We start from the raw sequence: 25,759 nt of genomic DNA on the forward strand, positions 1-25,759 counted from the left end.
TAGCATTTTTCTTAACGGACGCGATGTGTTTGACTCCGACGGATCGCAGGGAGCAGCATCATGGACGAGCCACAAGAATCCGAACGATACCGGCAGGGCATGAAGACCCGCCGTGCGGTTCTCGGCGAGGCCCATGTCGACCGCGCCCAGGCCAACAGCAGCGCATTTGACGAGCCCTTCCAGGAGCTCATCACGGAGGCGGCGTGGGGTCATGTCTGGTCGCGGCCGAACTGGACCAAACGCGAGCGTTCGATGGTGACGATCGCTCTTCTTGCAGCGCTCGGCCATGACGAAGAGGTGGCCATGCATGTGCGGGCGACCGCCAACACCGGTGCGACACCGGACGACATTCGCGAAGCGCTGCTGCATGTGGCAATCTACGCCGGCGTTCCGGCCGCCAACCACGCGATCAAGATCGCGAAGCAGGCGCTTGCCGACATCGAGGCCGGCAAGGTCTGAGGGAGAAGAGAGCATGTCGAACCAAAGGCCCGAAACGGGCTCGTTCTTTCAACGTGACAGAGACTGGCATCCGCCGGCTTTCACGCCGTGGTACAAGACGTCAGTCCTGCGCTCTCCGCAGAAGGCCCTGCTGTCGCTCGACAACACGATCAGCGAGATCACCGGGCCCGTTTTCGGCCACAACATGCTCGGCGAGCTCGACGACGACCTGATCCACAATTTCGCCAAGCCGGGCGAAAGCGCGATCGGCGAACGCATCATCGTTTACGGACGGGTGCTCGACGAGCGCGGCAAGGGCGTGCCCGGTGCGCTGCTCGAATTCTGGCAGGCCAATGCCGGCGGCCGCTATCGCCACAAGAAGGATCAGTATTTCGCACCGCTCGATCCCAATTTCGGCGGCTGCGGCCGAACCATCACCGGCGAGGATGGGTCCTACTGCTTCCGTACGATCAAGCCCGGCCCCTATCCCTGGCCGAACGGGGTCAACGATTGGCGCCCGGCGCATATCCATTTTTCGATCTTCGGCCACGGCTTCGCGCAACGGCTGATCACGCAGATGTATTTCGAGGGCGACCCGCTGATCTGGAAGTGTCCGATCCTTCGCACCGTCCCGAGCCGCGAGGCGATCGAGGCGCTGATCGCCCCGCTCGACATGGAGGCGACGATTCCGATGGACGCGCGCGCCTACAAGTTCGACATTGTGCTGCGCGGGCGCCGCTCGACCATGTTCGAGAACAGGCTGGAGGGGAACTAGGTCATGGTGCAATCGCTGGGAAGGCTCAAGGAAACCGCCTCGCAGACCGCCGGCCCTTACGTCCATATCGGCCTCACGCCGAATTTCTGCGGCATCGGGGGCGTCTACGAGACCGACCTCGGCAGCAGCCTTGTGAACGACAAGACCAAGGGCGAACGGATCACCGTGAAGTCGCGCGTGCTCGACGGTACGGGTACGCCGCTCAAGGACGCGCTCGTGGAGATCTGGCAGGCCGATGCCAACGGGCTCTACAACAGCCCTTCGGAAATGCGCGGCACGGCGGATCCGAATTTCACGGGCTGGGGACGTTGCGCTTCCGACATGGAGACCGGCGAGTTCGTCTTCCAGACGATCAAGCCGGGCAGGGTGCCGTTCCGTGATGGACGTCTGATGGCGCCGCACATCACCTTCTGGATCGTCGCCCGCGGCATCAATCTCGGCCTCCACACGCGCATGTATTTCGGCGACGAGGAGAAGGCCAATGCCGAGGATCCGGTGCTCCAGCGCATCGAGCACAAGGTTAGGGTGCCGACGCTCATCGCGCCGTTCCGGGATGGCGCCTATATCTTCGACGTCCATCTGCAGGGTGAAAAGGAAACGGTGTTCTTCGACGTGTAGCCAGTTATGACGGTCTCGCCCTTCGACCATCCGATCCTGTCGGGCCTCCTCGGTGACGGGGAGGTCGCGGCGCATTTCTCGACCGAGGCGGAGATCGCCGCCTTCATCCGTTTCGAGAGTGCTCTCGCCGAAGCCGAGGCAGCGGAAGGCGTCATCCCCGCCGAGGCCGGCCAGGCCATCGCCCAGGCGCTGGGCGCCTTCAGACCGGATGTCGCACGTCTGAGAGCGGAAACGGCGCGCGACGGCGTGGTCGTGCCGGAACTGGTGCGGCAGATGCGCGTGGCGGTGGGCGAGCCGCACGGCCGATATGTTCATTTCGGCGCGACCAGCCAGGATGTCATAGATACCGGCCTCGTGTTGCGGCTCGTACCGGTGCTGGACATCTTCGCCGATCGGCTGGATGCCCTGGTCGACATGCTGACCGACCTCGACGACAGGCAAGGCCAGCTGTCCGTCATGGCTCATACGCGCATGCAGGCGGCGATCCCCGTCACGGCGTCGCGCAAGATCGCAAGCTGGCGCGATCCGCTTGTCCGCCATCGCAGCCGGCTGACCGCCATCCGGGACCAGGTCGCCGTCCTCCATTTCGGCGGCGCCGCCGGTACGCTGGAAAAGCTCGACGACAAGGGCAGCGATGTCGCCGAGGAAGCGTCGGTATGGCTCGGCCTGCGCACGCTGCCGCGCGCCCGCCATTCCGAACGCGACGGTTTCGCGGAGCTGGCTTCCTTCCTGTCGCTGCTCACGGGAAGCCTCGGCAAGATCGGTCAGGACATCGCCTTGATGGCGCAGAACGAGGTGGGCGAAATCCGCCTTGCCTCCGGGGGCGGCTCCTCAGCCATGCCACACAAGGTCAATCCCGTCGGCGCGGAAGTGTTGGTGTCTCTGGCCCGTTTCAACGCGACGCTGCTCGCCGGCATGCATCAAGCGCTGGTGCACGAAAACGAGCGTTCGGGCTCCGCGTGGACGCTCGAATGGATGCTGTTGCCTCAGATGGCCGTCGCAACCGGCGCCGCCCTTCGCAACGCGGCCGCATTGCTGTCGGCGATCAGCTTCGTCGCGGTTAGCCGCACATGAGAGTTTCGGATCCTGGACGTATTATCTGCTACAGCCGGAACCTCGAAGTGCCCCAATAGACAGCACTCAATAGGGTAGGGAAGCTGCCGGTTGCCATTATGCTGCCCCTATGACAAGACCAGAACTGGCTAGGGCCGAGCCGGCCTGTATCATGTTGGCGGCGCGTTCTGCTATCATTATTGTCGCGGCATGGATGTTGGTCGACGGAACCGAGGGCATGACCGAGGCATCCGCGATGCGCAACCCTTCAAAGCCGCGCAGGCGCAAGTCGGGCGTGACAACCGCTTTGGAATCGGTTCCTATCGGGCAGGTCCCGCAGGGATGGAAGACGGTGGTTGCGGTTTCGCGGATATGGGCGCGAAGATCGTCGTCGCTTTCCATCTGGACAGGCAGAACCCTGCGCTCGATGATCCGGGCCAGCGAGGGCTGATGCGCCAGATTCTCTAGAAGCCGCAGACCCGCGACGGTGCGTTCCATATCTTCTTCCACGCCGAAATAGTTGGCTTCTATGATCGGCGCATCTGCTATCGAGTGGCCTCCCAGCAGCACTCTGCCCCGGCTTTCGGGACGGCAGAGACATACGCTGTAGACGAAACCGTCTTCAGGGCCGAGACCGCGCTGATAATTCTCAATAAGGAAATTGGCGAACTGGATCAGGACGTCTGGTCCAGCGTGCTTCTTCACCGAACCCGGAAGATCGGCCATCAGGACGGCCTCCGACGCGGCGACGGAAAGAGGTCCGCTGCGGCGAAGCAGATATTGAAGCCCGGCCATGCTTCCGCGGAGCGGATTGGCGACCACGCGATTGAGCGTCACGACATTCCGGCTGCGGAACGAGAGCCGCGCAAGAGCATGGTCCTGCAGCCCTTCGCCAACAGGAAGATGCTGCACCACCGGTATCCCGAAATCGCTGAGATGCGCGGCTGGGCCGATGCCGGAAAGCATGAGAATTTGCGGCGTATTGACCACGCCTGTGGCGAGGATCGTCTCTCTCCGCGCCGAAAGCTCCATCGTCGAGCCATCCGGTCGGCGCACAAGGACACCGGTGACGCGTTTATCTGCGATCTCCAGCCGTTCGACCGTTGTCGAGAGGAACAGCGTTATGTCCGCACCGGATTTCAAGGTGGGCAGCAGATAAGCGTCGGCTGGTGAAATGCGTTGCCCGCCTTTCACGTTCGCCGGGGCAAAACCGACGCCATAGGGCGAGGCCCCGTTGAAATCGTCATTGCGCGGATAGCCAGCCTCCATCGCGGCCGCCACGAAAGCCCGCGCCGCCGGCGAAGGCGTGATCTGCGAGACGGAAACCGGCCCGTCTTCTCCGTGAAATTCAGGGTCTGCGCCGGCGACAAGATGGTGCTCTAGCTTGCGGAACCAAGGCAGCACATCTCTGTAGGACCACCCCGTCGCTCCAGCCACTTCCCAGGCGTCATAGTCGCTTGGAGCACCCCGGAGAAAAACCAGGCCGTTAATACTGCCCGAGCCGCCGAGAAGCTTTCCGCGCGGAAAAGCGACCTGCCTGCCGCCCAGTGCCGGTTCTGGCGCTGTTCGATAGGGCCAGAGCACCCTTTCGTTGCGCACGAGCCTGCCGAAGCCGAGCGGAATGCGAAGCCACGGGGAGCGCAGACGCTTGCCTGCTTCGATCAGCGCCACGCGCGTTCCGGGTCGCGCGGCCAGACGGGCAGCCAGCACGCAGCCGGCTGACCCCGCCCCGGCCACGATATAGTCAAACTCAGGCAAGATTCTATGCTCCAGTAGACGAGAGCCGGGGCGCTACGAGTTCATCACCGAGGGTCCCGGAGAACTCTCTCTACTTAACGTGTTATAGCGGCCTCGATTCGCTCCTGCATTGCTACAGCGGCTTCTTCGGGCGACTTGAAGCCCAGAACAGCGGCCTGGAACTCTTCAAGGAACAGGTCACCTACCTGTGCGGCCTGATCGTAGGACGAGGGTAGCATGGTCGCGTGCGCGATGGCCGATGCCTCCGCCTCCCAGTACGGAAGAAGCTTCTGCACACCTGGATCGTCGTAAGTGGCGGGCCGGATCGGGCCATTGCCGTTGAGCGCTGCGCGACGTGCTGCGTCCGGAGAGGACATGTGCCGGATGAAATCCCAAGCCAGGTCTTTGTTCTCGCTATTGCCGGGGATGCCCATCGCCCAGATCTCGGTCATGGCGACCACGTCTGCGTTGATATTTTCCGACGCGGGGATTGGCACAACTTTCACTTCGCCGGCGTGCCGCGCGGCGGCGGAATCGTTGAAGGTGCTGTAGCGCGCGAACGGATCGAAGATGAAGCCCGCCCGGCCCTGTTGGACCAGCGTGATGATCTCGTCGATGCTGAGCGTCGTCACATTCGGCGGCAGGACACCTTCCTTGTAGAGATCACGAACGGTCGAAAGCGCGAGCACCATTTCCGGCGAATTGGCCTTCACGTTCAGGTCGTCGTCAATGAGTTGCGCGCCGAAAGCTGCGAAGAAGCAAAGGATGGCGAAGGGACCCGATCCCGCAGGCATTAACATGCCGTAGACATCGTGGCCTTCCTTGTTCTTGCCGGTGACCTTGCGGGCCGCTTCAAGAACGCCTTCAATCGTTTTGGGCGCATCCTCATAGCCGGCGCCGCGCAGATTCACCAGGTCGTAATGCATGCCGGTGGTGGCGTGGCGGAACGGTATCGCGAATGTCTTGGATTCGATAGTCAGGCCGGAGATCAGCTTGTCAGGGATACCGCTTGCATCCTCGATCGGCGCGGATTCCCTATAGTCGTTGAGCGATGCCAGCAGGCGGCTAATTCTCGGCGTTGCGTACTTGTTGATGATGAACGCCACGTCGATGGCCGAGCTTCTGAGCGACATTTCGCGCTGCAATCGGTCATGCAGAGGGTCGATGTCTGCTGTGATCCAGTTTAACTCGACACCGTTGGCCTGGGCCCATTCTCCGGCGATGTCGCCGCCGGTTGTACCACTGCCGCGGCCCCGGCTTACATTTTCATGTACCCGGTGCGACAGGATGGTAAGCTGTTTCGTTTGGGCAAATCCTGGTCGCGCCGCCAGTAGCGCGCCAGCGGCGGCCGTCGTTATGAAACTCCGTCTATTGATCATTACACTCTCCCTTTCATGTGCACGCGCCGCATCGCGAGGCGCGACGATTTGATGCCGCGTCGGGCGACGCGGACCTCCGCCCGGTCAGGGACGTAAAGTTGGTGAAGAAAAGCGAAAGTTGGTTGCGTCGAGGGTCAGGCCGACTGGCGGCGCACGATGGAAAAGCCGGTGTCCACCATCTTCTCTTTCTGCGAAGAGCCGGTCAGACGCCCAAGTAGCATCTCCGACGTGCGTCTGCCGATCTCGTAGGCACCCACCTGCACCGTGGTCAACGGCGGCACCGAGACCTGTCCGATATCGAGGTCCGAGAAGCCCATGACCGCAACATGCTCCGGCACCGACAGGCCACGCCTCTGGCATTCGAAGAGGGCGCCGACTGCCAGAAGGTCGTTGGTGCAGAACACCACGTCCATTCCCGCATTCCCTTCCAGCAGACGGCCAACCGCCTGTCCGCCCGCCGCGAAGGACGAATGCGAAGGTGACTGTATCAGCACTTCCCGCGGCGAAGGCAGACCCGCTGCCTGCACGGCATGATAAAACCCTTCCTTTCGGGCAGCCGTGCGCTGATCGGTTCCGCCGATGAATCCGAACTTGCGATAACCTTGACCAAGCAGATATTCCGCCGCCGCCTGTGCCGCATGATAGTTGGAAAAGCCAACCGCCATGTCGATCGGATTGTCGAACAGTTCCCACATCTCGACCACCGGTGTGTCGGAATGGAGTAGCAGTTCGCGACAGCGTGGATCCGTTATCGCACCCGCGATGACGATCCCATCCGCCCTGCGGCCGAGAAAAGCGCGAAGGATGGAATACTCCTGCTCCGGATCGTAGCCGCTCTGGCTGAGCATGAGCTCGTAACCAGTGCCATGCAAGCCGCTTGAAAGCCCCTCTATGGTTTGCGCGAATATCGCGCTGGAAATCACCGGCACCATGGCGCTGATGACACGCGACTGGTTCGCAGCCATGCTGCCTGCAAGAAGATTCGGCAGATACCGCATCCGCTTGGCGACAGCGTGAACCTTCTCGCGCGTCGCTTCGGATACCATCTCGGGCTGGCTGAAAACGCGGGAAACGGTGGCCAGCGACACGCCGGCGGCTGCCGCAATATCCTCCATGCGGTTGGCACGTTCGGGACGCCTGGTCCCTATCCTGCTCTTCAGACTCATATGAACCTATCCAGATGGAGCTTCCTGCCAAATACACGACAATACTTTCCTCGTCCCGTTCCTGGTGGAGAGTACCAGGCAGAATGGATTTATGAAAGCGCTTACATTTCATTTGCACGTTCAGCTCTGCTTTCGACGACCTTCTCAGTATCTCGCTGCAACCTTTTCGGATGTGGTTGAGCCGACGGTCCGGTTCCCTCCGGCATCGAATAGATGGATCCGCTTCAGGTCAGGGCGGATACGGAGTTCATCGCCCGGATTTACAGCCAGATAATCGCGGAAGCTGCATATCACCTGCTGCCTGCCAATACGCAAATGCACTTGCGTTTCAGCGCCCGTTGGCTCGACAACTTCCACGATGCCCGGCAAACCGGACTCGTTGTCGATCGAGACATGCTCCGGGCGGAAACCGCACTGGACGGCATTCCCCGCCTCGCGCAATGGAGCCGGAAACGGCAGGCGTAGGCCTTCTCCGAGCAGGAAGAAACCGTTCTCGACGCGCCCGTCCACGAGGTTCATGGATGGGCTGCCGATGAACTGCGCGACGAACGTATTGCACGGATGGTTGTAGAGCTCGATCGGCGCGCCGACCTGCTCGATCCGGCCATCGCGCATGACGATGATCTTGTCCGCCATGGTCATGGCTTCGATCTGGTCGTGGGTGACATAGATCATGGTCGTGCCAAGCTTGGCATGAAGCGCCTTGATCTCCGCGCGCATCTGCACACGCAGTTTGGCATCCAGGTTTGAGAGCGGCTCGTCGAATAGAAAGACCTTCGGTTCGCGCACGATTGCCCGGCCCATCGCGACGCGCTGGCGCTGGCCGCCGGAGAGCTGGCGCGGATAACGGTCGAGAAGCTGGCGAAGCGCGAGGATTTCCGCCGCTTGGTTCACCCGGCGCTCGATTTCCCCAGCGGGAACCCGGTTCAGCGAAAGGCTGAAACCCATGTTCTTGCGCACATTGAGATGCGGGTAGAGCGCGTAATTCTGGAAGACCATCGCGATATCGCGGTCCTTGGGACGCATCTTGTTGACAACTGTCCCGTCAATCGCAATGGCCCCGCCATCAATGTCTTCCAAACCGGCGATCATTCGCAGCAGCGTGGACTTTCCGCATCCCGAGGGGCCGACGAGGATCGTAAATTCGCCATCTTCGACCCGTGCGGAAACCTCCTTGATGACGGAGAGATTGCCAAAGCGTTTCACTACGCCGTCGATGACCACATCAGCCATTTCGGGACTCCTCCTGTAATTCGACGGCTTGTTCCTGCAGGCCCAGCATGACGACGAAGAGGACTGCCGTTTCATGTCCAGTGTTTTTCCAAGCATGAACGGCAGCCTGCTGCACGACTACATCGCCCGGTTCGAGCTCGATCTCGCCGTCCTCCATGACCATGGTCAGACGGCCACGCAGCAGGAGTGCATAATCCAGCGTCTGCGTGACGTGCATGCCGGGGTGACGCTTCAGCCAGCGCGCCGGGCGATCTGCGCCAATAGCCTGCGCCATCTCGCCTGCGGCTGCGGCATCGGCCCAGCGTTGCGCATCCGGCGGGATGTGAACGACACGGCAACTCGACCCGCCTGCTCCGGGACTAAAATCCGGAAAGCGCAGTTGAGACTGATCGGGCTCAAATGCCTGCCTGTCGAGGGAACGGGTATGCCACACCTCTTCTATCAGGCCGCCCCCGCCGGTCTCGCGCCGGGCAGTCACCGGCCCAACGGAGGAAACCCGCGAGACGCCGTCCGCCGCAATTGCAGTCACTAATCGGCGCATATGATGCATCAGTTGCGCCCCCCGTCGACGAAATAGGTCTGGTTTGTGCACATCCGCGCGCTACCGGAACATAGGAACAGCACGAATTCGGTGATATCGTCCGGTTGAAGCTCGTCGGGAATGCACTGCGCCTCCGCCCGGCGCGCATCCGCTTCCGGCGTCCACCAGAGGTGCTTCTGCTTCTTCGTCATGACCCAACCGGGCACCACCTGATTGACTCGGATATTCTGCCTGCCGTATTTCCGCGCCGCCGCGCGGGTCAGCCCGAAAACGCCCGCCTTGGCAATGCCGTAGGCCGGCATCATTGAGGCTCCGATATATGCGGCATGGGAACCAATATTGACGATTGCCCCGCCGCCGGCCGAAGCCATCGGCGCAGCCAGATTCTGGATCATGAAGAAATAGTGCTTGAGGTTCACGGCTAGCAGGTCGTCGAAGCGCTCGGGCGTGAGGTCCTCGAACTCATGGCGGATGTCGTTCGCAGCATTGTTCACGAGGAAGGAGGGCGTCTTTCCTGCGTCGAGGATCCGAGCACAGCAGGCCTGAAGCGCCGGAATGTCCCGCAGATCGCATTGATGGTACGCGATCGTGCCACCGCTTTCCGGAAATGCGGGAAGTTCCGGCTCAACCAGATCGATGATCGCCACATCGCAGCCCTGGCGCAAGAAACCCGCGCTGATTGCAGCGCCGATGCCGGTCGATCCGCCGGTAACCACCGCCAAACGCCCTTGCAGATCTTTATAGCGGCTGTATTCGCCGTTCATCCGGTCATCCTTTCACCGCACCACTGGTCAAACCCGCGACGATCAGCCGGTTCGCCAAGATTACCAGCAGAACAACGGGCAGGATCTGAACCGTCACGCCGGCGAAGAGAACCCCCCAGCTCGTCCCGTAAATGGCGTCCATCACTTCGGAGATGACCAGCGGAGCAGTCTTGGCGTTCGATGTGGTGAAGATCAGCGCGAACAGAAATTCGTTCCACGAATAGATAAAGACAAAGATCGCGCCAGCCGCGATACCCTGGGCCGCCAGCGGCAGGATCACGCGCAAGAGGATCTGCAACTGGCTTGCACCGTCCATCTCGGCCGCCTCGTCCAGTTCCTTCGGGACCTCATCAATGAAGGTCTTGAGCATGATCGTCACAAGGGAGACCCAGAACGCCGCATAGAGCACGATCAGCACGATATGCGTGTCGCTGAGGCCGAAGAAATCGATCATCGGAAACAGCGGTAACGTGACCACAATAGGTGGCAGAAGACGCACGGCGATCATGTACAGCGCGCTGCGAGCGACAAGCGGACCCGAATAGCGCGAATAAACATACCCCGCCATGAAGCTGACGACCGTGGCGATCACAGTTGCGCCCACAGCAACGATCACGCTGTTGCGGAGCGCCGGAAAGAAATCGCCGAACTCGGTCCAAAGCGCCCGGTAGTTTTCAAACGTCGGGACGAAGACCAGCGAAGGAGGATAGTTGAAGATCTGTCCCGCCGGTTTTAACGAGGACAGGATGATGAACGCCACCGGTCCCAGCGACCAGACCAGAATGACAGCCAGCCCGAGGTGCTTAACAATGCGCATGAGGAGTGTATCAGACATTGCCGTTCCTCATTGAGCGCTGCATCAGCCACAGATAGAGCGAAGCAATCAAAAGCGTGCCGACCACCATGATCCAGCCAGTGGCGGACGCCGTGCCAAAGGCACCGTCGCGATAGGCGTCGCGGTAAAGATAGACGCCGAGCACCTCAGTCGTTCGGGCAGGGCCGCCTCCCGTGAGCAGCCAGACTTCGGAGAAGAGCCGGAATGCGAAGATGAAGCGGAAAATGAGTGCGATTAGAAGGGTTGGAAGAAGAAGCGGGAGGGTGACGCGCCAGAAACTCTGGAAGCCACCCGCGCCGTCTACCTTCGCCGCTTCGTAAAGCGAGTTGGGGATCGCGGTCATTCCTGCGTAGATCAGGATCACCGAGAACGGAAGATGCTGCCAGATGCTGATAATCGCGACAAGGGTGAGGCCCGCGACCGGCGAGGCGCTCCAGTTCATCGCATAGCCCATGTCAGCAAGGGTGCGGCCAATCACGCCGTAGCTGGGGTTCATCAACGATTTCCACACCAGCACGGTGATGACTTCAGAAACTGAATAGGGCACCAAAACCAGGGCGATCATCACCGAACGCAGCGGCACGCCGGACAAAAAAAGCGAGGCAATGAAAACGGCCAGCAGAATCTCGATATAGACAATCGCGTTGACGACGATGAAGGTGTTCCAAGAGGCTCGCCAGAACGCCGGATCGCTGAAGATACGGGCGTAGTTGGCGAGACCCACAAAGACCTGGTTTGTGCCGAAGGTGGATTCGTTAAGGCTCAGCCAGAAAATGTAGATTGCCGGGATCGTCATGGTTATCGCCAGCAAAATATGTACTGGGGCTCCCAGTGCATAGGCACTAAGATTTGGCTTCTTCACGAATGCGCCTCCCGTCTTTGGGAGCCCGCCCTCTGGACGGGCTACGTATCGTACCCTCCTCGGATACGGCTACTCCTTGAGAACCAGATAGATCAGGAACTTCATCGGCTTTCCCGCATCTCCCAAATCCACCTTCAAGCGAAGCCAGTTTCCGAAATGGCGCTGGGGAAGCGTAAAGAGTTCCGTCGGGGCGACAGGTAGGTCGAGCCGCAGCGAAGGGCTGCTTTCCACATCATCGCACCATAAGATCCCGTCGGGGGAGATCTGCGGTGTTAGGTGAAGCGTCAGCTGCTCCGCGGGCAAGGGATCGAGGATCCGGATGAACCACCGTGCCTCCGAAGCCCATCCGGCTTCGAATGGCTCTGTCGCAAAGTTCGCTTCCCAGACATTGCCCTGCTCGAGGACCGAGGTAATACAGCGCTTCATTGTTCTACCAATCCACTGACACGACCACTGAGTCGACCCACAGGTAATTCCGCACCGGTCGTCGGGTGCGAACGTCGAGGCAGAAATTGAGAAGCCGTTCGCAGCCCCAATACTTGTGCTCATAGATCGGCACCGGCAATTCGCGCAGGTCCATCGTCAAATCGTTGACCTGCAACTCCGTGTTCCGGCGCGAGCGGGTGTCGAAAACCCAGCGCAAATAGTGCCAGTTCGCCTTTGTCGGGATTTCGTTATAGCAAAGCGGCTGGTGGCCGCCGGGCACGGGCTTCCAGTCGTCCGGGTGCACCACGTGATAGTCCTCGGGCGACTGCGCCGTGCCATTCCTTTCCATTTTCGTCGTTGGCTGCACTGACGTTTTGTACATCCAGCGCTGAACCAGCTTGCCTTCACGATCGGTGTTCTCGTACCGGAGCGCGCAATGATAGCGTTCGCCGTCCTGCCCTTCACCGACGTCGTTGCTGATTGTGAAATCGCCAAACTGGAGCGCCGACGGGTCGTAATTCCCGTCCCAGCTCGAGTCCGTTATTCCGACCTGCGGATAGACTGTTTCGGCTTTGAAGGTGAAATACATCTCAAACTGGACCTGGCCGAGCTGAGAATAGGTGAAACGTTTGATGGCCTGGCTCATATGGCCGGGCTTCGGACGGGTGCCGAGCTTCAGCGAGTAGGTCCCGTCGATCGATCCATGCGAACCTGTGTCGAAGAACGTCATGGTCGACAGCTGCGGCGGCCGTAGATCGCGGGCCCGCTGGCGCAAATTATCCAGATTATTGTCGTGATTGCCGCTGAGCTCGCACCAGCCGTTCGTACCGTTGTCGAAATCATTCACGAACAGGATACGTGGCATTGGATTGAACCTGCTCAGCAGGGGATCGCTGCCGCGTAGCGCCCGCGCCATGGCCCTCTCCAACAGGTCTATATCCATTCATCCAACTCCCATGAGACACAGCTATGTAAGCGCTTTCATTGCCGGGTAGCGCAGGCATCATGTCGTTGTCAAGCGTTGAGAAGAGATGTTCCACTTTGCTGCGCCCAACCTTCGCGGACAAGATCATGGGGCCTCTTTGCGGAGGTCCGTATGGAAGCCGGCAAGGTCGAGGAGGTGCGCGAGATTCAGACGGCTTTTGCTCTGGTGGCCGCGGCGGCGGGACCTTTTATCATCCTTGCAGTCTCGCAGCGCCAGCGTCCCGGCTACGTCCGCTTGCGCATCCTCGCGGACGAAGCCGCGTCGTCTCCGGTGATGATGAGTTACCTATCCGGAGGGTATCGCGGGAATACAGAAATGACGCTGACGATATATGCGGCTGCCGAGGCTTCGTCTCTCTAAGTGCGCCCCAGTTCAGTCCGGATAGCCATTGTAGCCGCGGAACCATTCGACGAAGTCGGCGATGCCGTCATCCAGCCTGGTTCGCGGCTTGAAACCGAGATCGCGTTCGGCGAGCGTGATGTCGGCATAGGTGCGCAGCACGTCGCCAGCCGGCTTGGGCTTCATCTCCATAGCGGCTTTTCGGCCCGTGGCGCGTTCGATCGCCCCGATGAAGTCGAGCAGCCTGACCGGGTCGTTGTTGCCGAGATTGTAGACGGGCGCGGTATCCCCCGGACGCGCCACGATACGGTCGGCCGAGGCGACCACGCCAGCGGCGATGTCGGAGACGTGCGTGAAGTCGCGCTCCATGTCGCCATTGTTGAACACGGAGATCGGCCGGCCCTTCAGGATGGCGTCGGTGAAGAGCCAGGGCGCCATGTCCGGCCGGCTGTAGCGTCCGTAGACCGTGAAGAAACGCAGCCCGGTGGAGGCTAGCCCATGCGTTTCCTTGTAGGCCTGCGCCAGCAGCTCGCCCGCGCGCTTGGTCGCTGCATAGACCGAAACCGGGTGGTCGACCCGGTCGGTCTCGGAGAAGGGCACCTTGTCGTTCGCGCCGTAGACCGACGAGGACGAAGCGTAGACGACAGGCAACTTGCCGAGCCTTGCCGCCAGCTCGAAGATCGCCACCTGGCCAGTCACGTTGGAATGGACATAGGCGTACGGGTTTTCCACCGAGTATCGCACGCCCGCCTGGGCGGCGAGGTGGACGATCACGTCATACTCGCTCGACATGGCGTCGCCGAGCTGTCGGGGATCGGCGATATCGGCGGCGGCGAAGCTGAAGCGACCGAAAGGCTCAAGTGCCGCCAGCCGGGCCTGCTTCAGGCGCACGTCGTAATAGTCGTTCAGATTGTCGAGCCCGTGCACCGTATCGCCCCGCTCCAGCAGGAGGCGGGCCGTATGGAAGCCAATGAAACCGGCTGCGCCGGTGAGCAGGACCTTCATGAACGTCTCGCGGGCATTTAACGCGCCTGGCCGAAGAAGGTCAGGACGCGTTCCGTTCCCTTTGAATAGTTGACGCCGGTCACGCGGCCAAGCTCCTCGATGCTGGAAACGCCTTCGGCAAGCGACCCGTCGAAGGCTTCGAGCTGGTCGTCGGAGATGAGTGCGACCGCGCAGGCGTCTTTGCCGAGTTCCGCCGCCGCCGTCGCGCCATCGGTGAGTAACGTGTTCGTGCCGGCGAGGAAGACGAGACTCGGCTCGTGGTAACCGGCCGAGATCAGGCGGGATTCAGGGCAGGGCTTGATCGCCGCGAATTCCCTGGCGATCTGCGGGCTCAGCCAGACCGGCGCAAGCCCCGGCACGACAAAAGTGGCCAGGATACCCATCGTCGCCGCGGCGCTCACCGAAGCGACAACGATGCGTTGCAAGGGCGGGAAGGCCGGCCGGATTCCCGAAGCCGTCCATCCGGCCAGAAGGATGAGCGCCGCTGCAAGGACGCCCCACCAGGAGATCGTGCCGAGAATATAAGGCGTCACCCCGACGGCGATTGCCGCGAGCAGCACCGTCACCAGAACGGCGCCGAACGCGGTCGCCCGGTAGAGCCAGACCTGCCAGCGCCGCATTCCGGCCGTGCTGGTGTCGCCCTCCGTGAACCCCCAGGCCATCAAGAGGAGGAGCGCGGGATAGGCCGGCAGCATGTAGTGCGGAAGCTTGGTCGGCATCAGCTCGACGACGAGCCAATAGGGCAGGTACCAGCCCAGGCAGAAAAGCAGGCGTGGGTCCGTGCGGAAGCGGTTCAGGGCATTGAGGCCGCCGCCGATCGCCGGAACGGCGAAGGGCCAGAACGTCAGGGAAAACAGGAGGACGTAGTAGCCGGGAGGGAAGCCGTGGGATTCCTGCCCCGAGCCGACTTTGGCGAGAAAGTCGCGGCCGAGGGATTCCTGCCAGAACTCGGCGCCGCTTCGCCAGGTGATCAGCCCCAGCCAGGGTGCGGCGACAAGGATGGCAATCAGCACGCCTGGACCGGCGCGCAGCCCCCTCAGCCACTTGCGGTCCTTGTCGAAGAAGGTGATGGCAGCCACGGTCAGAGCGCTGATGGCCGGCACGACGGGTCCCTTGACGAGAATGCCCGCGCCCTGCGCGATCCAGAACAGCCAAGGCAACCAACCCGGAGGAAGGCCCTCCTTGCGGCCGAGATAGACACGGGCGAGGGCCGCCTGGGCCAGCAGCGCGGTGGCGAGCAGCGTCGCATCGGTCTTGGCGATGCGCGCCTCGAAGGCAAGCATGACGATGCCGGCGAGACCAAAGGCGGCGATCAGCCCGGCTGTCCGGCCGAACATGAAAGATCCGAGCCAGGCGATCGCCAGGACGGCCAGCGTGGCGCCGGCAACGGAAACGGTGCGATAGACCCAGACCGGAGCGTCGGCCCCCTTGCCGCTCACAAGCACGGCCGCCGATTGCAGCCAGTAGATGCCGGCGGGTTTCTTGTAGCGCGGCACGTCCTGCAGGCGGATATCGACGAAGTCGCCGCTCTCGACCATCTGCTTCGTCGACTGGACGAAGCGGGACTCGTCGCGGTCCGTCGGCGGCAGCGAGGCGATGCCAGGCACAAAGGCGAACAGGCAGAAGAGGACGAGAACGAGGTAGTGGAGGGCACTCAGCCGGCCGTTCCTGGAAGATACGGTTCCAGTCACGTGTGTCATGCTCCAGCGCCCGCGGCCTTTACCGTTGACCACATCGGGCGCCGCGCCTGTGCACCCCCCTCTGCCCTGCCGGGCATCTCCCCCTCAAGGGGGGAGATTGGCAGCTTCCGTATCGGCGCCTCCTTCGCAACGTCGACGATTGGCGAGAACATGCGGGACAGCCAATCTCCCCCCTTGAGGGGGAGATGTCCGGCAGGACAGAGGGGGGTGCGGCGCAGACGGTCGATCATCGGAGCGTCAATCCGTCTTCGTCATCGCCGAGCGGTGCTCGTTGGCGATGAGCCAGAGATTGCGGATGTAGATGAAGAGGCCGAGCCCCTGGCCGGCGATGAAGACCGGGTCCTGCCGTTGGATCGCATAGATGAACAGCAGGAAGCCGCCCCCCAGGGAGAAGAACCAGAAGGCGACCGGGACAACGGAGCGCTTGGCCCGCTCGGAGGCTATCCATTGCACGAGGAAACGCATGGTGAACATGCCTTGCGCGACGAAGCCGAGCAGGACCCAGGCGTCGAACTGCTTGACGAAGACGTCGTGCAGCCAGGTGATCAAATGTCCGAACGTCTCGGTCATGGGCATATCTCCGTCACGGACGGCACGACCTTGCGGCGGCGGCGCAGCCACCAAACTCCGAACAGGTCGAGCGCACCCCTAAGGCCGCGGTCGAGGATGCCGTAGTTCGATTTGCCGTGGCGGCGCTGGCGGTCGATCACGTCGAGATGGGCGACGCCGAAGCCTTCGCGCAGCACGAGCGCGGGCAGGTAACGATGCCAGCCGTCGAAGAAGGGCAACTGACGGAAGAGATCTGCATGGATGGCCTTCAGACCGCAGCCGGAATCGCGGGTGCCGTCGCGCAGGATCGATTCGCGCAGGCCGTTGGCGAAACGCGAGGAAAGCTGCTTGAGCTTGGTGTCCGTCCGCTTGAGCCGCTGCCCGGCGACGATGCCGACCGAGGGGCCGGCCGCGACCAGAGCATCGGCAAGCTTCGGCAGATAGGCCGGGTCGTTCTGGCCGTCGCCGTCCATCGTCACCACGATCGCGCCCCGCGCGGCAAAGACACCCGAACGCACGGCTGCGCTTTGGCCGGCCGAACGATCGTGGCGTATGTGGCGCAGATGGCCGGCGCCGTCCGCAATGCGTTTTCTCAGCGCCTCGCCGGTGCCATCCGTCGAACCATCGTCCACGACGATCGTCTCGAAGTCGCGGCCGGCCATCGCCGCGTCCACCTCGTCCAGCAGGAATGACAGGTTGGCAGCTTCGTTCCTGCAGGGGATGACGATGGAGATGGCTGACATCTTCGCTGGGTTCATGGGGCGGTTCCTGGAAGTCGCGGCCTCTTAGCATCACGAAGCGCGAAGGCCAACATGAGGCTGTCGGCCTTCGCGGGTCGTTTCGTCAGCGCTTCTCGCGTATGTCGGTGAGCGTGCGCGTCGGCGTGATCGCCTCGGGATCGAGCCTGATCTCGACGATAGACGGCTTGCCGCTGGCAAGCGCGCGCTCGAACGCCCGGGGGAAATCGTCGGTGCGCTCGACTGTCTCGCCATGGCCGCCATAGGCGCGGGCGAGGGCGGCGAAATCGGGGTTCTTGAGATCGGTGGCGACCACGCGGCCGGGATACTCCCGCTCCTGATGCATGCGGATCGTGCCGTAGATGCCATTGTTGACGACGACGACGACGATCGGCAGGTCGTATTGGACGGCGGTCGCGAATTCCTGGCCATTCATCAGGAAGCAGCCGTCGCCGGCGAAGGCGACCACGGTGCGCTCGGGGAAGAGGTCCTTGGCCGCTACTGCACCGGGCGTGCCGTAGCCCATCGAGCCGGAAGTCGGCGCGGCCTGCGTCGCGAAGCGCCGGAACCGATGGAAACGGTGGATCCAGGTGGCGTAATTCCCGGCGCCGTTGGTGAGGATGGCGTCGTCTGGAAGCGCTGCCTCCAGATACTTCATGATCGGCCCCATCTGTACCGGGCCGGGACCGGACTCCGGCGGGGTCGACCATTCGAGATAGGCGCCGTGAAGCCGGGCCGTTTCTTCCGCCCAGACAGGAACGGCTCGGGGCTTTGTTTGTGCGAAGGCATGGGCGAAAGCTTCCGGCGAGGCGTTGATCGCCAATGTCGGCCGGTAGACGCGGCCGAGTTCCCCGGAATCCGGATGGATGTGGATCAGGGTCTGGTCGGGGTAGGGGCTTTTCAGCAGCGTATAGTCGGACGACGGCATTTCGCCGAAGCGCCCGCCGACCAGAAGCACGAGATCCGCCTGCTTGATATAGGCTGCCAGCTTGGGGTTCGGGCCGATGCCGACATCCCCCGCATAAGAGGGATGGAGGTGGTCGAACAGCATCTGGCGGCGGAACGAGCAGCCCACCGGCAGCGCCCAGCGTTCGGCGGCGTCTCCGAAGGCCGAGACCGAGGCAGCACTCCAGCGGCTGCCGCCGACGATCACGAAAGGCCGCTTTGCGTTCGCAAGCAGTTCTTCCAGCTTGGCCATTTCCGCTGCACCGGGCGAGGTCTCGACCGCCGTATGGGGCAGGGCTGCGGGAGCTTCGGCGAGCGCCGTCAGCATATCCTCGGGGAGCGAGATGACCACGGGACCCGGCCGGCCCGAGGTTGCCACGGCGAAGGCGCGCGTGACGATCTCCGGAATACGCGCTGGATCATCGATCTCGGTCGCCCATTTGGCGACGTCGCCGAAGAAGGCACGGTAATTCACCTCCTGAAATGCCTCGCGCTCGCGTGCATGGCTCGCCACCTGGCCGATAAACATGATCAGCGGCGTCGAATCCTGCATGGCGATATGGATGCCGGCGGATGCATTTGTGGCGCCGGGGCCGCGCGTCACGAAGCAGATGCCCGGCTTGCCCGTCAGCTTGCCGTGGCTGTCGGCCATCATGGCCGCGCCTCCTTCCTGACGGCAGACGATCGTCCTGATCGAGGCATCATGGAGCGCGTCGAGCACGGCGAGATAGCTTTCGCCCGGCACGCAATAGACGCGGTCGACGCCATTGGCCTCGAGCGCCTCGACGATGAGTTGTCCGCCGGTCTTCATGCTTTGGTCCTCTTGAGTTCGGCAAGGATCTCCTCCGTGTGCTCGCCGAGGCGCGGGGAGGGTCTGTCATAGGTCAGGGGCGTTTCGGACATCAGCATCGGCGCGCGCACGGAAGGCAGCTTGTTGCCATGGCCGTCGTCGAGGTCGAGACGCATTCCTCGCGCGATCACCTGAGGATCCTCGAACATCTGGCCGATCGTGTTGATCGGGCTTGCCGGCACGCCGGCCTTTTCGAGATCAGCGAGCAGCGGCGCCCGCTCGAGCCGCGCCAGCTGGGCCACGAGATGCTCGCGCAAACGATCACGATTGGCGACACGTGCGGGATTGGTCGCGAAATCAGGATCGGACGGCAGTTCGGGCAATCCGACCACCTCGCAGAAACGGCGGAACTGGCCATCATTGCCCACTGCGAGGATGATATGTCCGTCTTTTACGGGCAACACCTCGTAGGGAGCGATGTTCATGTGGGCGTTGCCCATCTGGACGGGCGATTTGCCGGAGACGAGATAGTTGAGGTTCTGGTTGCCCAGGACGGAAATCTGGCTGTCGAACAAGGCCATGTCGATGTGCTGGCCCTGCCCGGTATGTTCGGCGTGGCGCAGCGCGGCCTGGATCGCGATCACCGAATAGAGCCCGGTGAAGATGTCGGCGATCGCGACGCCGGCCTTCTGCGGCTCCCGGCCGGGTTCTCCCGTGATCGACATCATGCCGGCCATGCCCTGGATGATGAAGTCGTATCCCGGGCGAGGCGCGTAGGGGCCATCCTGGCCGAAACCTGTTATAGAGCAATAGACGAGGCGCGGGTTGATTGCCTTCAGGCTCTCGTAGTCGAGCCCATACTTCTTCAATCCGCCCAGCTTGAAATTCTCGATCAGCACGTCGGCCGATTTCACCAGTTCCCGAACGGTCTCCGCCCCCTCCGGGGTGGCGAAGTCGATGGCGATGGAGCGTTTGCCGCGATTGCAGGAATGATAGTAGGCGGCCGACAGGTTCTCCCCGTCATGGCTCATGACGAAAGGCGGGCCCCATTTGCGGGTGTCGTCGCCGCCTTGCGGACTTTCGACCTTGATGACGTCGGCACCGAGATCGGCCAGCAACTGGCCAGCCCATGGGCCCGCCAGGATGCGGGCAAGCTCGATGACACGGATACGTTTGAGGGGGGATTCAGCCATGATGTCGCCGCGGTTCGTTCAGCTTTGGCCGTGACTATCAGAAACTGCCCGCCGATGTCACCGCCGATGCATGGTCCAGGGCTGCTTCAATCACCAGCCGCCCCAGCCAGCCAGCGCACGAAATCGCGGGTGATAACGTCGCGGTTCAGCTCGTTCAGGGATTCGTGCCGGGTTTCGGCATAAACCTTTGAATACAGATTCGAAAAGCCGAGACGGCGCATGCGCTCCGCCAGTGCCTCGACCGCCTTTCCGCCGTTGCTGGCCGGATCCTTTTCGCCACCGACCAGGCTGAAAGGCATGTCCCTGGGGACTGCCGCAAAGTGCCTGTCGTCGGCGCCGTAGGAGATGAGGCCGAAAATGTCGCGCCACATCGAGACCGAAGCATCCCAGCCGCAATGCGGATCGGCGACATATTTGTCGACCTCAGCCGTGTCGCGCGACAGCCAGTCGAAATCCGTCCGCCGGTCGGGAACCTTGCTGGCCCAATCCTGGAAGGTAAGCCTCGGAAGGACGCGAGAAGGCACGTCGGAACCCAGGCGGAAGCGCTCCCATAACAGCACGGCCTGAGCCAGCCGGCCGAGCGCGCCGGCCGAGAAGTTGGCGTTCCAGATCGCCGCAGCCCGCACCCTGCGGGGATGGCGCAAGACGAAGTTCATGGCGACCAGCCCCCCCATAGAGTGCCCGAAGACGACGATCGGCAGGCCGGGATGGTCCTTGGCGATCGCTTCGTGCACGGCCAGCACGTCGGCGACGAGCGTGTCCCCACCGCTCGTCCTGCCGAAGACGCCGCGTGGCGCGTCGGGTGCGAAGGTCGCGCCGTGGCCGCGATGGTCGTGGGCGTACACGTGATAGCCGCGCGCCGTCAGAGCTTCGGCGAAGCGGGCGTAGCGCGCTGCATGCTCGGCCAAGCCGTGATTGATCTGGACGGCCGCCCGGGCCGGCCGCTGCGCTTCCCCAATGTAAACGTTCAACACCGCGCCTGTCGGCGACGCGATCCGGCGCTGATGGCTGAAGCCCATCGGATTCTCTCCCCGCACGACTGTTTCCGCTCGCTGATCCCCCGTCAAGACGGTGCTCGAATGCGTGACGGGACGGGGCGTAGGCCGGCCATTTCCAACAAGGCGATTGCCCCAAGGGCCTCCATCGCCTACATAGCGGCCAACTTCCATCAACCTGTCGACGGGAATAGCGCGCGTGGCACGCCAGTTCATTTATCACATGTCAGGCCTCAACAAGGCCTACGGCACCAAGAAGGTGCTCGAGAACATCCATCTCTCCTTCTATCCCGACGCCAAGATCGGCATCCTCGGTCCGAACGGCGCGGGTAAGTCGACCATCCTCAAGATCATGGCCGGCATCGACAAGGAGTGGAGCGGCGAGGCCTGGCTGGCCGAAGGCGCCACTGTCGGCTATCTGGCGCAGGAGCCCGAGCTCGATCCCGCGCTCAACGTGTTCGGCAACGTCATGGAAGGCGTGGCGTGGAAGACGGCCATCATCGATCGCTACAATGAATTGATGATGAACTATTCCGACGAGACGGCGGAAGAAGCGGCCAAGCTTCAGGACGACATGGATCGTCTCAATCTGTGGGATCTGGAGCAGCAGGTCGAAATGGCCATGGAGGCGCTGGGCTGCCCGCCCAAGGATGCCGACGTGACCAAGCTTTCGGGCGGCGAGCGCCGCCGCGTCGCGCTCTGCCAGCTCCTGCTGCGCCAGCCGGACCTCCTGCTGCTCGACGAGCCGACCAACCACCTCGATGCCGAAACGACCGCCTGGCTGGAAAAGCATTTGCGCCAATATCCCGGTTCCGTGCTGATCATCACCCACGACCGATATTTCCTCGACAATGTGACAGGCTGGATCCTCGAGCTCGATCGCGGCCGGGGCATTCCCTATGAGGGCAACTATTCCGCCTATCTCGAGGCCAAGGCGAAACGCCTCGTCCAGGAAGGGCGCGAGGAGGACGCCCGGCAGAAGGCCATTTCCCGCGAGCGGGAGTGGATCGCGTCGAGCCCGAAGGCGCGGCAGTCGAAATCCAAGGCCCGTATCAAGGCCTTCGAGGACCTGCTGGAGGCGTCCGACAAGCGGCGCCCGACCGATACGCAGATCGTCATCCCGCATGGCGAGCGGCTCGGCAACGTCGTCATCGAGGTCGAGGGCCTGACCAAGGGGTTTGGCGACCGGCTGCTGATCGAGGACCTGACCTTCAAGCTGCCGCCCGGCGGCATCGTTGGCGTCATCGGCCCCAACGGCGCCGGCAAGACCACGCTGTTCAAGATGCTCACCGGCCAGGAGAAGCCCGATGGCGGCTCGATCCGCGTCGGCGAAACGGTGAAGCTCGGCTATGTCGACCAGAGCCGCGACGCGCTGGACCCCAACAAGACCGTCTGGGAAGAGATCTCCGGCGGCGCCGAAGTGGTCAAGCTCGGCAAGTTCGACGCCAACACGCGCGCCTATTGCTCGTCCTTCAATTTCCGCGGCGGCGACCAGCAGCAGAAGGTCGGCAATCTGTCGGGCGGCCAGCGCAACCGCGTCCACCTCGCCAAGATGCTGAGGACGGGCGGCAATGTGCTGCTGCTCGACGAGCCGACCAACGATCTCGACACGGAAACCTTGAGCGCGCTTGAAGACGCGCTGGAGAACTTCGCCGGCTGCGCGGTCATTATCTCGCACGATCGTATGTTCCTCGACCGCCTGGCGACGCACATCTTGGCCTTCGAGGGCGACAGCCATGTCGAATGGTTCGAGGGCAACTTCGAGGATTACGAACAGGACAAGATCCGCAGGCTCGGGCCGGAGAGCGTCAATCCGCACCGGATGTCATACAAGAGGCTGACCCGCTAGAATCGCGGAACGAGGATGGCGGGAGCGCGGAGGTTTGTCGATGAATGAGCTGAAGCGCCCCGACTGGTCGGCTTCGCTTTACTTGAAGTTCGAGGACGAGCGGACGCGGCCGTCACGGGACCTCCTGGCGCGGATCCCGCTCGAGAAGCCGCGCCGGGTGGTCGATATCGGTTGCGGCCCGGGTAACTCGACCGAACTCCTGGCCGAGCGCTGGCCCGATGCCGAGGTGATCGGCCTCGACACCTCTCCCGACATGATCGACAAGGCCCGGCGGAGGCTGCCGGGCCTGTCCTTCGACCTTGCCGATGCGGCGACATGGGAGCCGGAGGGCCCGGTCGATCTGATCTTCGCCAATGCCGTGATGCAATGGGTGCCGGATCACCAGGACGTACTCGTAAGGCTGCTCGGCCTGCTCGCTCCGGGCGGCGTGCTGGCTGTCCAGATGCCCGACAATCTGGCGGAGCCGTCACATCGCTTAATGAGCGAGGCGGCATCCGTGATGCCCTTCGCGGCGAAGATGGAAGGCGCCGCCCGCGAACCGCTGCCGCCGGTCGCCAGCTATTACAATCGTCTTGCCGGAGCCGCGGCACAGCTGGACATCTGGCACACAGTCTACAATCACCCGCTCGCTGATGCCCCAGCGATCGTGGAATGGTTCAAGTCCACCGGTCTCAAGCCTTTCCTCGACCCCCTCGACGAAGTCGAACGAGAAAATTTCCTCGCGGCCTATCTGGAACGCGTTGCCAAGGCTTACCCGCCAATGGCCGATGGAAGGGTGCTGTTGCACTTCCCCAGATTGTTCATCGTCGCGGTTTGTTCCGGGGAAACTTCCCTTACGACAGCTTTGCATCGCGATTAAATTATCATAAACCGCTGCAGTGCAAAAAGCCCGGCAGGGGGCAGCATTGCGTCGAGCCGACGGCTACGCGCGGACGGGATCAGATCATGAAGCGTGTCATCATCAGCGGCATCGGCGTTTCCATCCCCGAGGCCTCGATCTCCAATGAAGAGCTGGTGGCGAGCTTCAACGCCTGGGTCGACATGGAGAATCCCAAGCGCGAGGCGGCGGGCGAACCGCTTCTCCAGAAGTCGGATGTGGCCTTTATCGAATATGCTTCCGGGGTGAAGAACCGGCACGTGCTGGTGCATGACGGGATTCTCGATCCCGAACGCATGGCACCTCGGATTCCGCCGCGCGCCGATGAGGAGCTTTCCGTGATGGCGGAGTTCGGCGTGGCCTCGGCCAGGCGCGCGATAGCCGATGCCGGCATCGAGCCGGGCGACATCGACATGGTGATCTGTGCTGCGTCGCACCATCAGCGACCCTATCCCGCCATCGCCATCGAGATCCAGAATGCGCTCGGCATTCCAGGCGCGGCATTCGACATGGGTCTGGGCTGCTCGTCCGCTGCGGCCGGCCTCCACGTCGCGTACAATCTCGTGCGCACGGGTGCGCAGCGACGCGTGCTGGTGGTAACGCCGGAGATCATCACGGGGCACCTCAATTTCCGCGACCGCCAGACCCATTTCATCTTCGGCGATGCTTCGACGGCAGTGATCCTAGAGCCCATCGAGGAGGGCGAGACGCGGCCCGGACGCTTCGAGGTTCTCGACACGCGCGGTTGGACTCAATTCTCCAACAATATCCGGACCAATTTCGGCTTCCTGCTGCGCGCCGGGCAGGAAGACACTTCCGTCGTTGAGATGGAAGGCAACATGATCAAGCAGGTCGGCAACAAGGTGTTCAAGGAAGTCACCGTGGCCGGCCACCGATTCATCGTCAATTTCCTCGCCGATCATGGGCTGACACCGCACGATGTGCGCCGGTTCTGGTTGCACCAGGCGAATGCGCGGATGAACGCCATGATCTTGAAACTCGCCTTCGGTCACGACGTGGGGCACGACCGCGCGCCGATGGTGCTGGAGCGGCTGGGCAACACGGCGGCGGCCGGGGCGGTGATCGCCCTGTACGAGAACCACAAGGACCTGAAGTCGGGCGATATCGGCCTGCTCTGCGCCTTCGGCGCTGGCTATTCGATCGGCAGCGCGCTGTTGCGCATGATGTGACCGGCTGGGAGGGTCGATGTTCGACAAGCCGCCAGGGCAGGACGAACCGGAAATCCTGCCGGGACGCAAGCTCTCGGCCACCGTGTCGGGAACCTTTGCCGCGACTTCCCGCCATTTCGAGACCAGGGCCGTCGAGAGCCTGGTGCTCGGTTTCGACGGCATAGAAGGCGACTTCCATGCCGGCTTCACCAGGCGCTCCGGCGGACGCGAGCCGTGGTATCCGCGCGGAACGGAGATGCGCAACGAACGCCAGATCTCGATCGTTGCGCCTGACGAATTGGCCGTCATCGCCGAGCGCATGGGTATTGATCAAGTGGAGCCGGAATGGATCGGCGCCAATCTGCTGATCTCGGGAATCCCGCGGCTCTCTATGCTGCCGGCCGGAACGCTTCTGTTCTTCAAACGCGGTGTGACGCTGAAGGTGGATGCGCAGAACGGACCCTGCCGCATTGCGGGCCGCTCCATCGCCGAACATGCCGGGATGCCCGACCTCGATACCGGCTCGCTGCTGTTCCCGAAGGTGGCAAAGCGCCTGCGCGGGCTCGTTGCATGGGTGGAGAAGCCGGGGCGGATCACCAAAGGCGAGGAGATTTCGGTGCGGATTCCGCAGCAGTGGATTTATCGGGCGTGATATGGTCAGAATGATTGACCGTTCGCGCCGGCCCCTCACTGTCCTGCCGGACATCTCTCCCCGCAAGCGGGGCGAGAGACGCTGGCCGCTTGGGTTTCGCCAATCGCCAACGCTGACGATTGCCGAAACCGGAGATGACGGCGGTCT

General features: G+C 62.5%; 26 protein-coding genes. 9 read left to right on the plus strand and 17 right to left on the minus strand.

Features of this window, described 5'->3' with window-relative positions; translation table 11 throughout:
• The first annotated feature begins 57 nt into the window (after positions 1-57).
• From pcaC to ACCO56_RS08935, 4 genes are read left to right on the plus strand one after another with little or no spacing between them, the layout of a single operon-like run.
• On the plus strand, positions 58-459 hold the full coding sequence (pcaC, locus tag ACCO56_RS08920) for a 4-carboxymuconolactone decarboxylase (protein WP_433639855.1): 402 nt from the start codon (positions 58-60) through the stop codon (positions 457-459).
• Between the two features lie 13 nt (positions 460-472).
• Positions 473-1,213 carry a protocatechuate 3,4-dioxygenase subunit beta gene (pcaH, locus tag ACCO56_RS08925; RefSeq protein WP_433639703.1) on the plus strand — a complete coding sequence of 247 codons (741 nt, stop codon included), beginning with the start codon at positions 473-475 and terminating at the stop codon, positions 1,211-1,213.
• A gap of 3 nt (positions 1,214-1,216) precedes the next feature.
• Positions 1,217-1,831, plus strand: a complete 615-nt coding sequence (gene pcaG, locus ACCO56_RS08930; protein ID WP_433639705.1) for a protocatechuate 3,4-dioxygenase subunit alpha — start codon at positions 1,217-1,219, stop codon at positions 1,829-1,831.
• A 6-nt stretch (positions 1,832-1,837) separates the two neighbouring features.
• Complete coding sequence (locus tag ACCO56_RS08935) at positions 1,838-2,905, plus strand: 3-carboxy-cis,cis-muconate cycloisomerase (RefSeq protein WP_433639707.1); 1,068 nt, start codon at positions 1,838-1,840, stop codon at positions 2,903-2,905.
• A 96-nt stretch (positions 2,906-3,001) separates the two neighbouring features.
• Here the strand turns inward: ACCO56_RS08935 and ACCO56_RS08940 are convergent, their stop codons facing one another.
• The 10 genes from ACCO56_RS08940 to ACCO56_RS08985 all read right to left on the minus strand — a co-directional run bounded on the left by ACCO56_RS08940 (position 3,002) and on the right by ACCO56_RS08985 (position 12,770).
• Entirely contained in the window at positions 3,002-4,642 is a 1,641-nt protein-coding gene (locus tag ACCO56_RS08940; protein ID WP_433639708.1) for a GMC family oxidoreductase, read from the minus strand.
• A gap of 74 nt (positions 4,643-4,716) precedes the next feature.
• Positions 4,717-6,000: an extracellular solute-binding protein gene (locus ACCO56_RS08945; RefSeq protein ID WP_433639711.1), complete on the minus strand. Its 1,284-nt coding sequence runs from the start codon at positions 5,998-6,000 to the stop codon at positions 4,717-4,719.
• Positions 6,001-6,134: 134 nt separating this feature from the next.
• Positions 6,135-7,166 carry a LacI family DNA-binding transcriptional regulator gene (locus tag ACCO56_RS08950; protein ID WP_433639713.1) on the minus strand — a complete coding sequence of 344 codons (1,032 nt, stop codon included), beginning with the start codon at positions 7,164-7,166 and terminating at the stop codon, positions 6,135-6,137.
• A 144-nt stretch (positions 7,167-7,310) separates the two neighbouring features.
• Positions 7,311-8,399 carry an ABC transporter ATP-binding protein gene (locus tag ACCO56_RS08955; RefSeq protein WP_433639715.1) on the minus strand — a complete coding sequence of 363 codons (1,089 nt, stop codon included), beginning with the start codon at positions 8,397-8,399 and terminating at the stop codon, positions 7,311-7,313.
• Positions 8,392-8,949 (minus strand): cupin domain-containing protein, encoded by a 558-nt coding sequence (locus ACCO56_RS08960; RefSeq protein WP_433639718.1) that lies wholly within the window; start codon positions 8,947-8,949, stop codon positions 8,392-8,394. Before ACCO56_RS08960 ends, ACCO56_RS08955 begins: the two co-directional genes overlap by 8 nt.
• A complete protein-coding gene (locus tag ACCO56_RS08965) occupies positions 8,949-9,704 on the minus strand; it encodes an SDR family NAD(P)-dependent oxidoreductase (protein ID WP_433639721.1) in 756 nt (251 codons plus the stop codon). The genes ACCO56_RS08960 and ACCO56_RS08965 overlap by 1 nt, the downstream gene beginning before the upstream one ends.
• Before the next feature lie 4 nt (positions 9,705-9,708).
• On the minus strand, positions 9,709-10,539 hold the full coding sequence (locus ACCO56_RS08970) for a carbohydrate ABC transporter permease (RefSeq protein ID WP_433639723.1): 831 nt from the start codon (positions 10,537-10,539) through the stop codon (positions 9,709-9,711).
• Complete coding sequence (locus tag ACCO56_RS08975) at positions 10,532-11,401, minus strand: carbohydrate ABC transporter permease (RefSeq protein WP_433639725.1); 870 nt, start codon at positions 11,399-11,401, stop codon at positions 10,532-10,534. Before ACCO56_RS08975 ends, ACCO56_RS08970 begins: the two co-directional genes overlap by 8 nt.
• 69 nt (positions 11,402-11,470) lie before the next feature.
• Positions 11,471-11,827 (minus strand): hypothetical protein, encoded by a 357-nt coding sequence (locus ACCO56_RS08980; RefSeq protein ID WP_433639728.1) that lies wholly within the window; start codon positions 11,825-11,827, stop codon positions 11,471-11,473.
• A gap of 4 nt (positions 11,828-11,831) precedes the next feature.
• Positions 11,832-12,770, minus strand: coding sequence for a DUF6772 family protein (locus ACCO56_RS08985; RefSeq protein ID WP_433639731.1), 939 nt, complete (start codon positions 12,768-12,770; stop codon positions 11,832-11,834).
• 153 nt (positions 12,771-12,923) lie between these two features.
• Here ACCO56_RS08985 and ACCO56_RS08990 point away from each other — a divergent pair, with 153 nt between their 5' ends.
• Positions 12,924-13,172 (plus strand): hypothetical protein, encoded by a 249-nt coding sequence (locus ACCO56_RS08990; protein WP_433639734.1) that lies wholly within the window; start codon positions 12,924-12,926, stop codon positions 13,170-13,172.
• Between the two features lie 12 nt (positions 13,173-13,184).
• Here ACCO56_RS08990 and ACCO56_RS08995 read toward each other — a convergent pair whose 3' ends face one another.
• The 7 genes from ACCO56_RS08995 to ACCO56_RS09025 all read right to left on the minus strand — a co-directional run bounded on the left by ACCO56_RS08995 (position 13,185) and on the right by ACCO56_RS09025 (position 21,089).
• The gene (locus ACCO56_RS08995; protein ID WP_433639737.1) at positions 13,185-14,156 is read right to left on the minus strand and encodes an NAD-dependent epimerase/dehydratase family protein; all 972 of its coding nucleotides are present in this window, start codon (positions 14,154-14,156) and stop codon (positions 13,185-13,187) included.
• A 17-nt stretch (positions 14,157-14,173) separates the two neighbouring features.
• On the minus strand, positions 14,174-15,856 hold the full coding sequence (locus ACCO56_RS09000; RefSeq protein WP_433639740.1) for an ArnT family glycosyltransferase: 1,683 nt from the start codon (positions 15,854-15,856) through the stop codon (positions 14,174-14,176).
• Between the two features lie 237 nt (positions 15,857-16,093).
• Positions 16,094-16,426 carry a lipid-A-disaccharide synthase N-terminal domain-containing protein gene (locus ACCO56_RS09005; RefSeq protein WP_433639743.1) on the minus strand — a complete coding sequence of 111 codons (333 nt, stop codon included), beginning with the start codon at positions 16,424-16,426 and terminating at the stop codon, positions 16,094-16,096.
• Positions 16,423-17,163: a glycosyltransferase family 2 protein gene (locus ACCO56_RS09010; RefSeq protein WP_433639744.1), complete on the minus strand. Its 741-nt coding sequence runs from the start codon at positions 17,161-17,163 to the stop codon at positions 16,423-16,425. The genes ACCO56_RS09005 and ACCO56_RS09010 overlap by 4 nt, the downstream gene beginning before the upstream one ends.
• An 85-nt stretch (positions 17,164-17,248) precedes the next feature.
• Positions 17,249-18,898 (minus strand): thiamine pyrophosphate-binding protein, encoded by a 1,650-nt coding sequence (locus tag ACCO56_RS09015; RefSeq protein WP_433639746.1) that lies wholly within the window; start codon positions 18,896-18,898, stop codon positions 17,249-17,251.
• Entirely contained in the window at positions 18,895-20,070 is a 1,176-nt protein-coding gene (locus ACCO56_RS09020; RefSeq protein ID WP_433639749.1) for a CaiB/BaiF CoA transferase family protein, read from the minus strand. Before ACCO56_RS09020 ends, ACCO56_RS09015 begins: the two co-directional genes overlap by 4 nt.
• Positions 20,071-20,156: 86 nt before the next feature.
• Entirely contained in the window at positions 20,157-21,089 is a 933-nt protein-coding gene (locus tag ACCO56_RS09025) for an alpha/beta fold hydrolase (RefSeq protein WP_433639751.1), read from the minus strand.
• Positions 21,090-21,264: 175 nt separating this feature from the next.
• Here ACCO56_RS09025 and ettA point away from each other — a divergent pair, with 175 nt between their 5' ends.
• From ettA to ACCO56_RS09045, 4 genes are all read left to right on the plus strand, one after another.
• Entirely contained in the window at positions 21,265-22,914 is a 1,650-nt protein-coding gene (gene ettA / locus ACCO56_RS09030) for an energy-dependent translational throttle protein EttA (protein WP_433639754.1), read from the plus strand.
• A 40-nt stretch (positions 22,915-22,954) separates the two neighbouring features.
• Positions 22,955-23,773 (plus strand): trans-aconitate 2-methyltransferase, encoded by an 819-nt coding sequence (gene tam, locus ACCO56_RS09035; protein ID WP_433639757.1) that lies wholly within the window; start codon positions 22,955-22,957, stop codon positions 23,771-23,773.
• Positions 23,774-23,859: 86 nt separating this feature from the next.
• Complete coding sequence (locus tag ACCO56_RS09040; RefSeq protein ID WP_433639759.1) at positions 23,860-24,981, plus strand: beta-ketoacyl-ACP synthase III; 1,122 nt, start codon at positions 23,860-23,862, stop codon at positions 24,979-24,981.
• 16 nt (positions 24,982-24,997) lie between these two features.
• Positions 24,998-25,612, plus strand: a complete 615-nt coding sequence (locus tag ACCO56_RS09045) for an MOSC domain-containing protein (RefSeq protein WP_433639761.1) — start codon at positions 24,998-25,000, stop codon at positions 25,610-25,612.
• Positions 25,613-25,759 lie beyond the last annotated feature (147 nt).

Source organism: Mesorhizobium sp. 1B3 (genome assembly GCF_050958605.1).
Taxonomy (GTDB): Bacteria; Pseudomonadota; Alphaproteobacteria; order Rhizobiales; family Rhizobiaceae.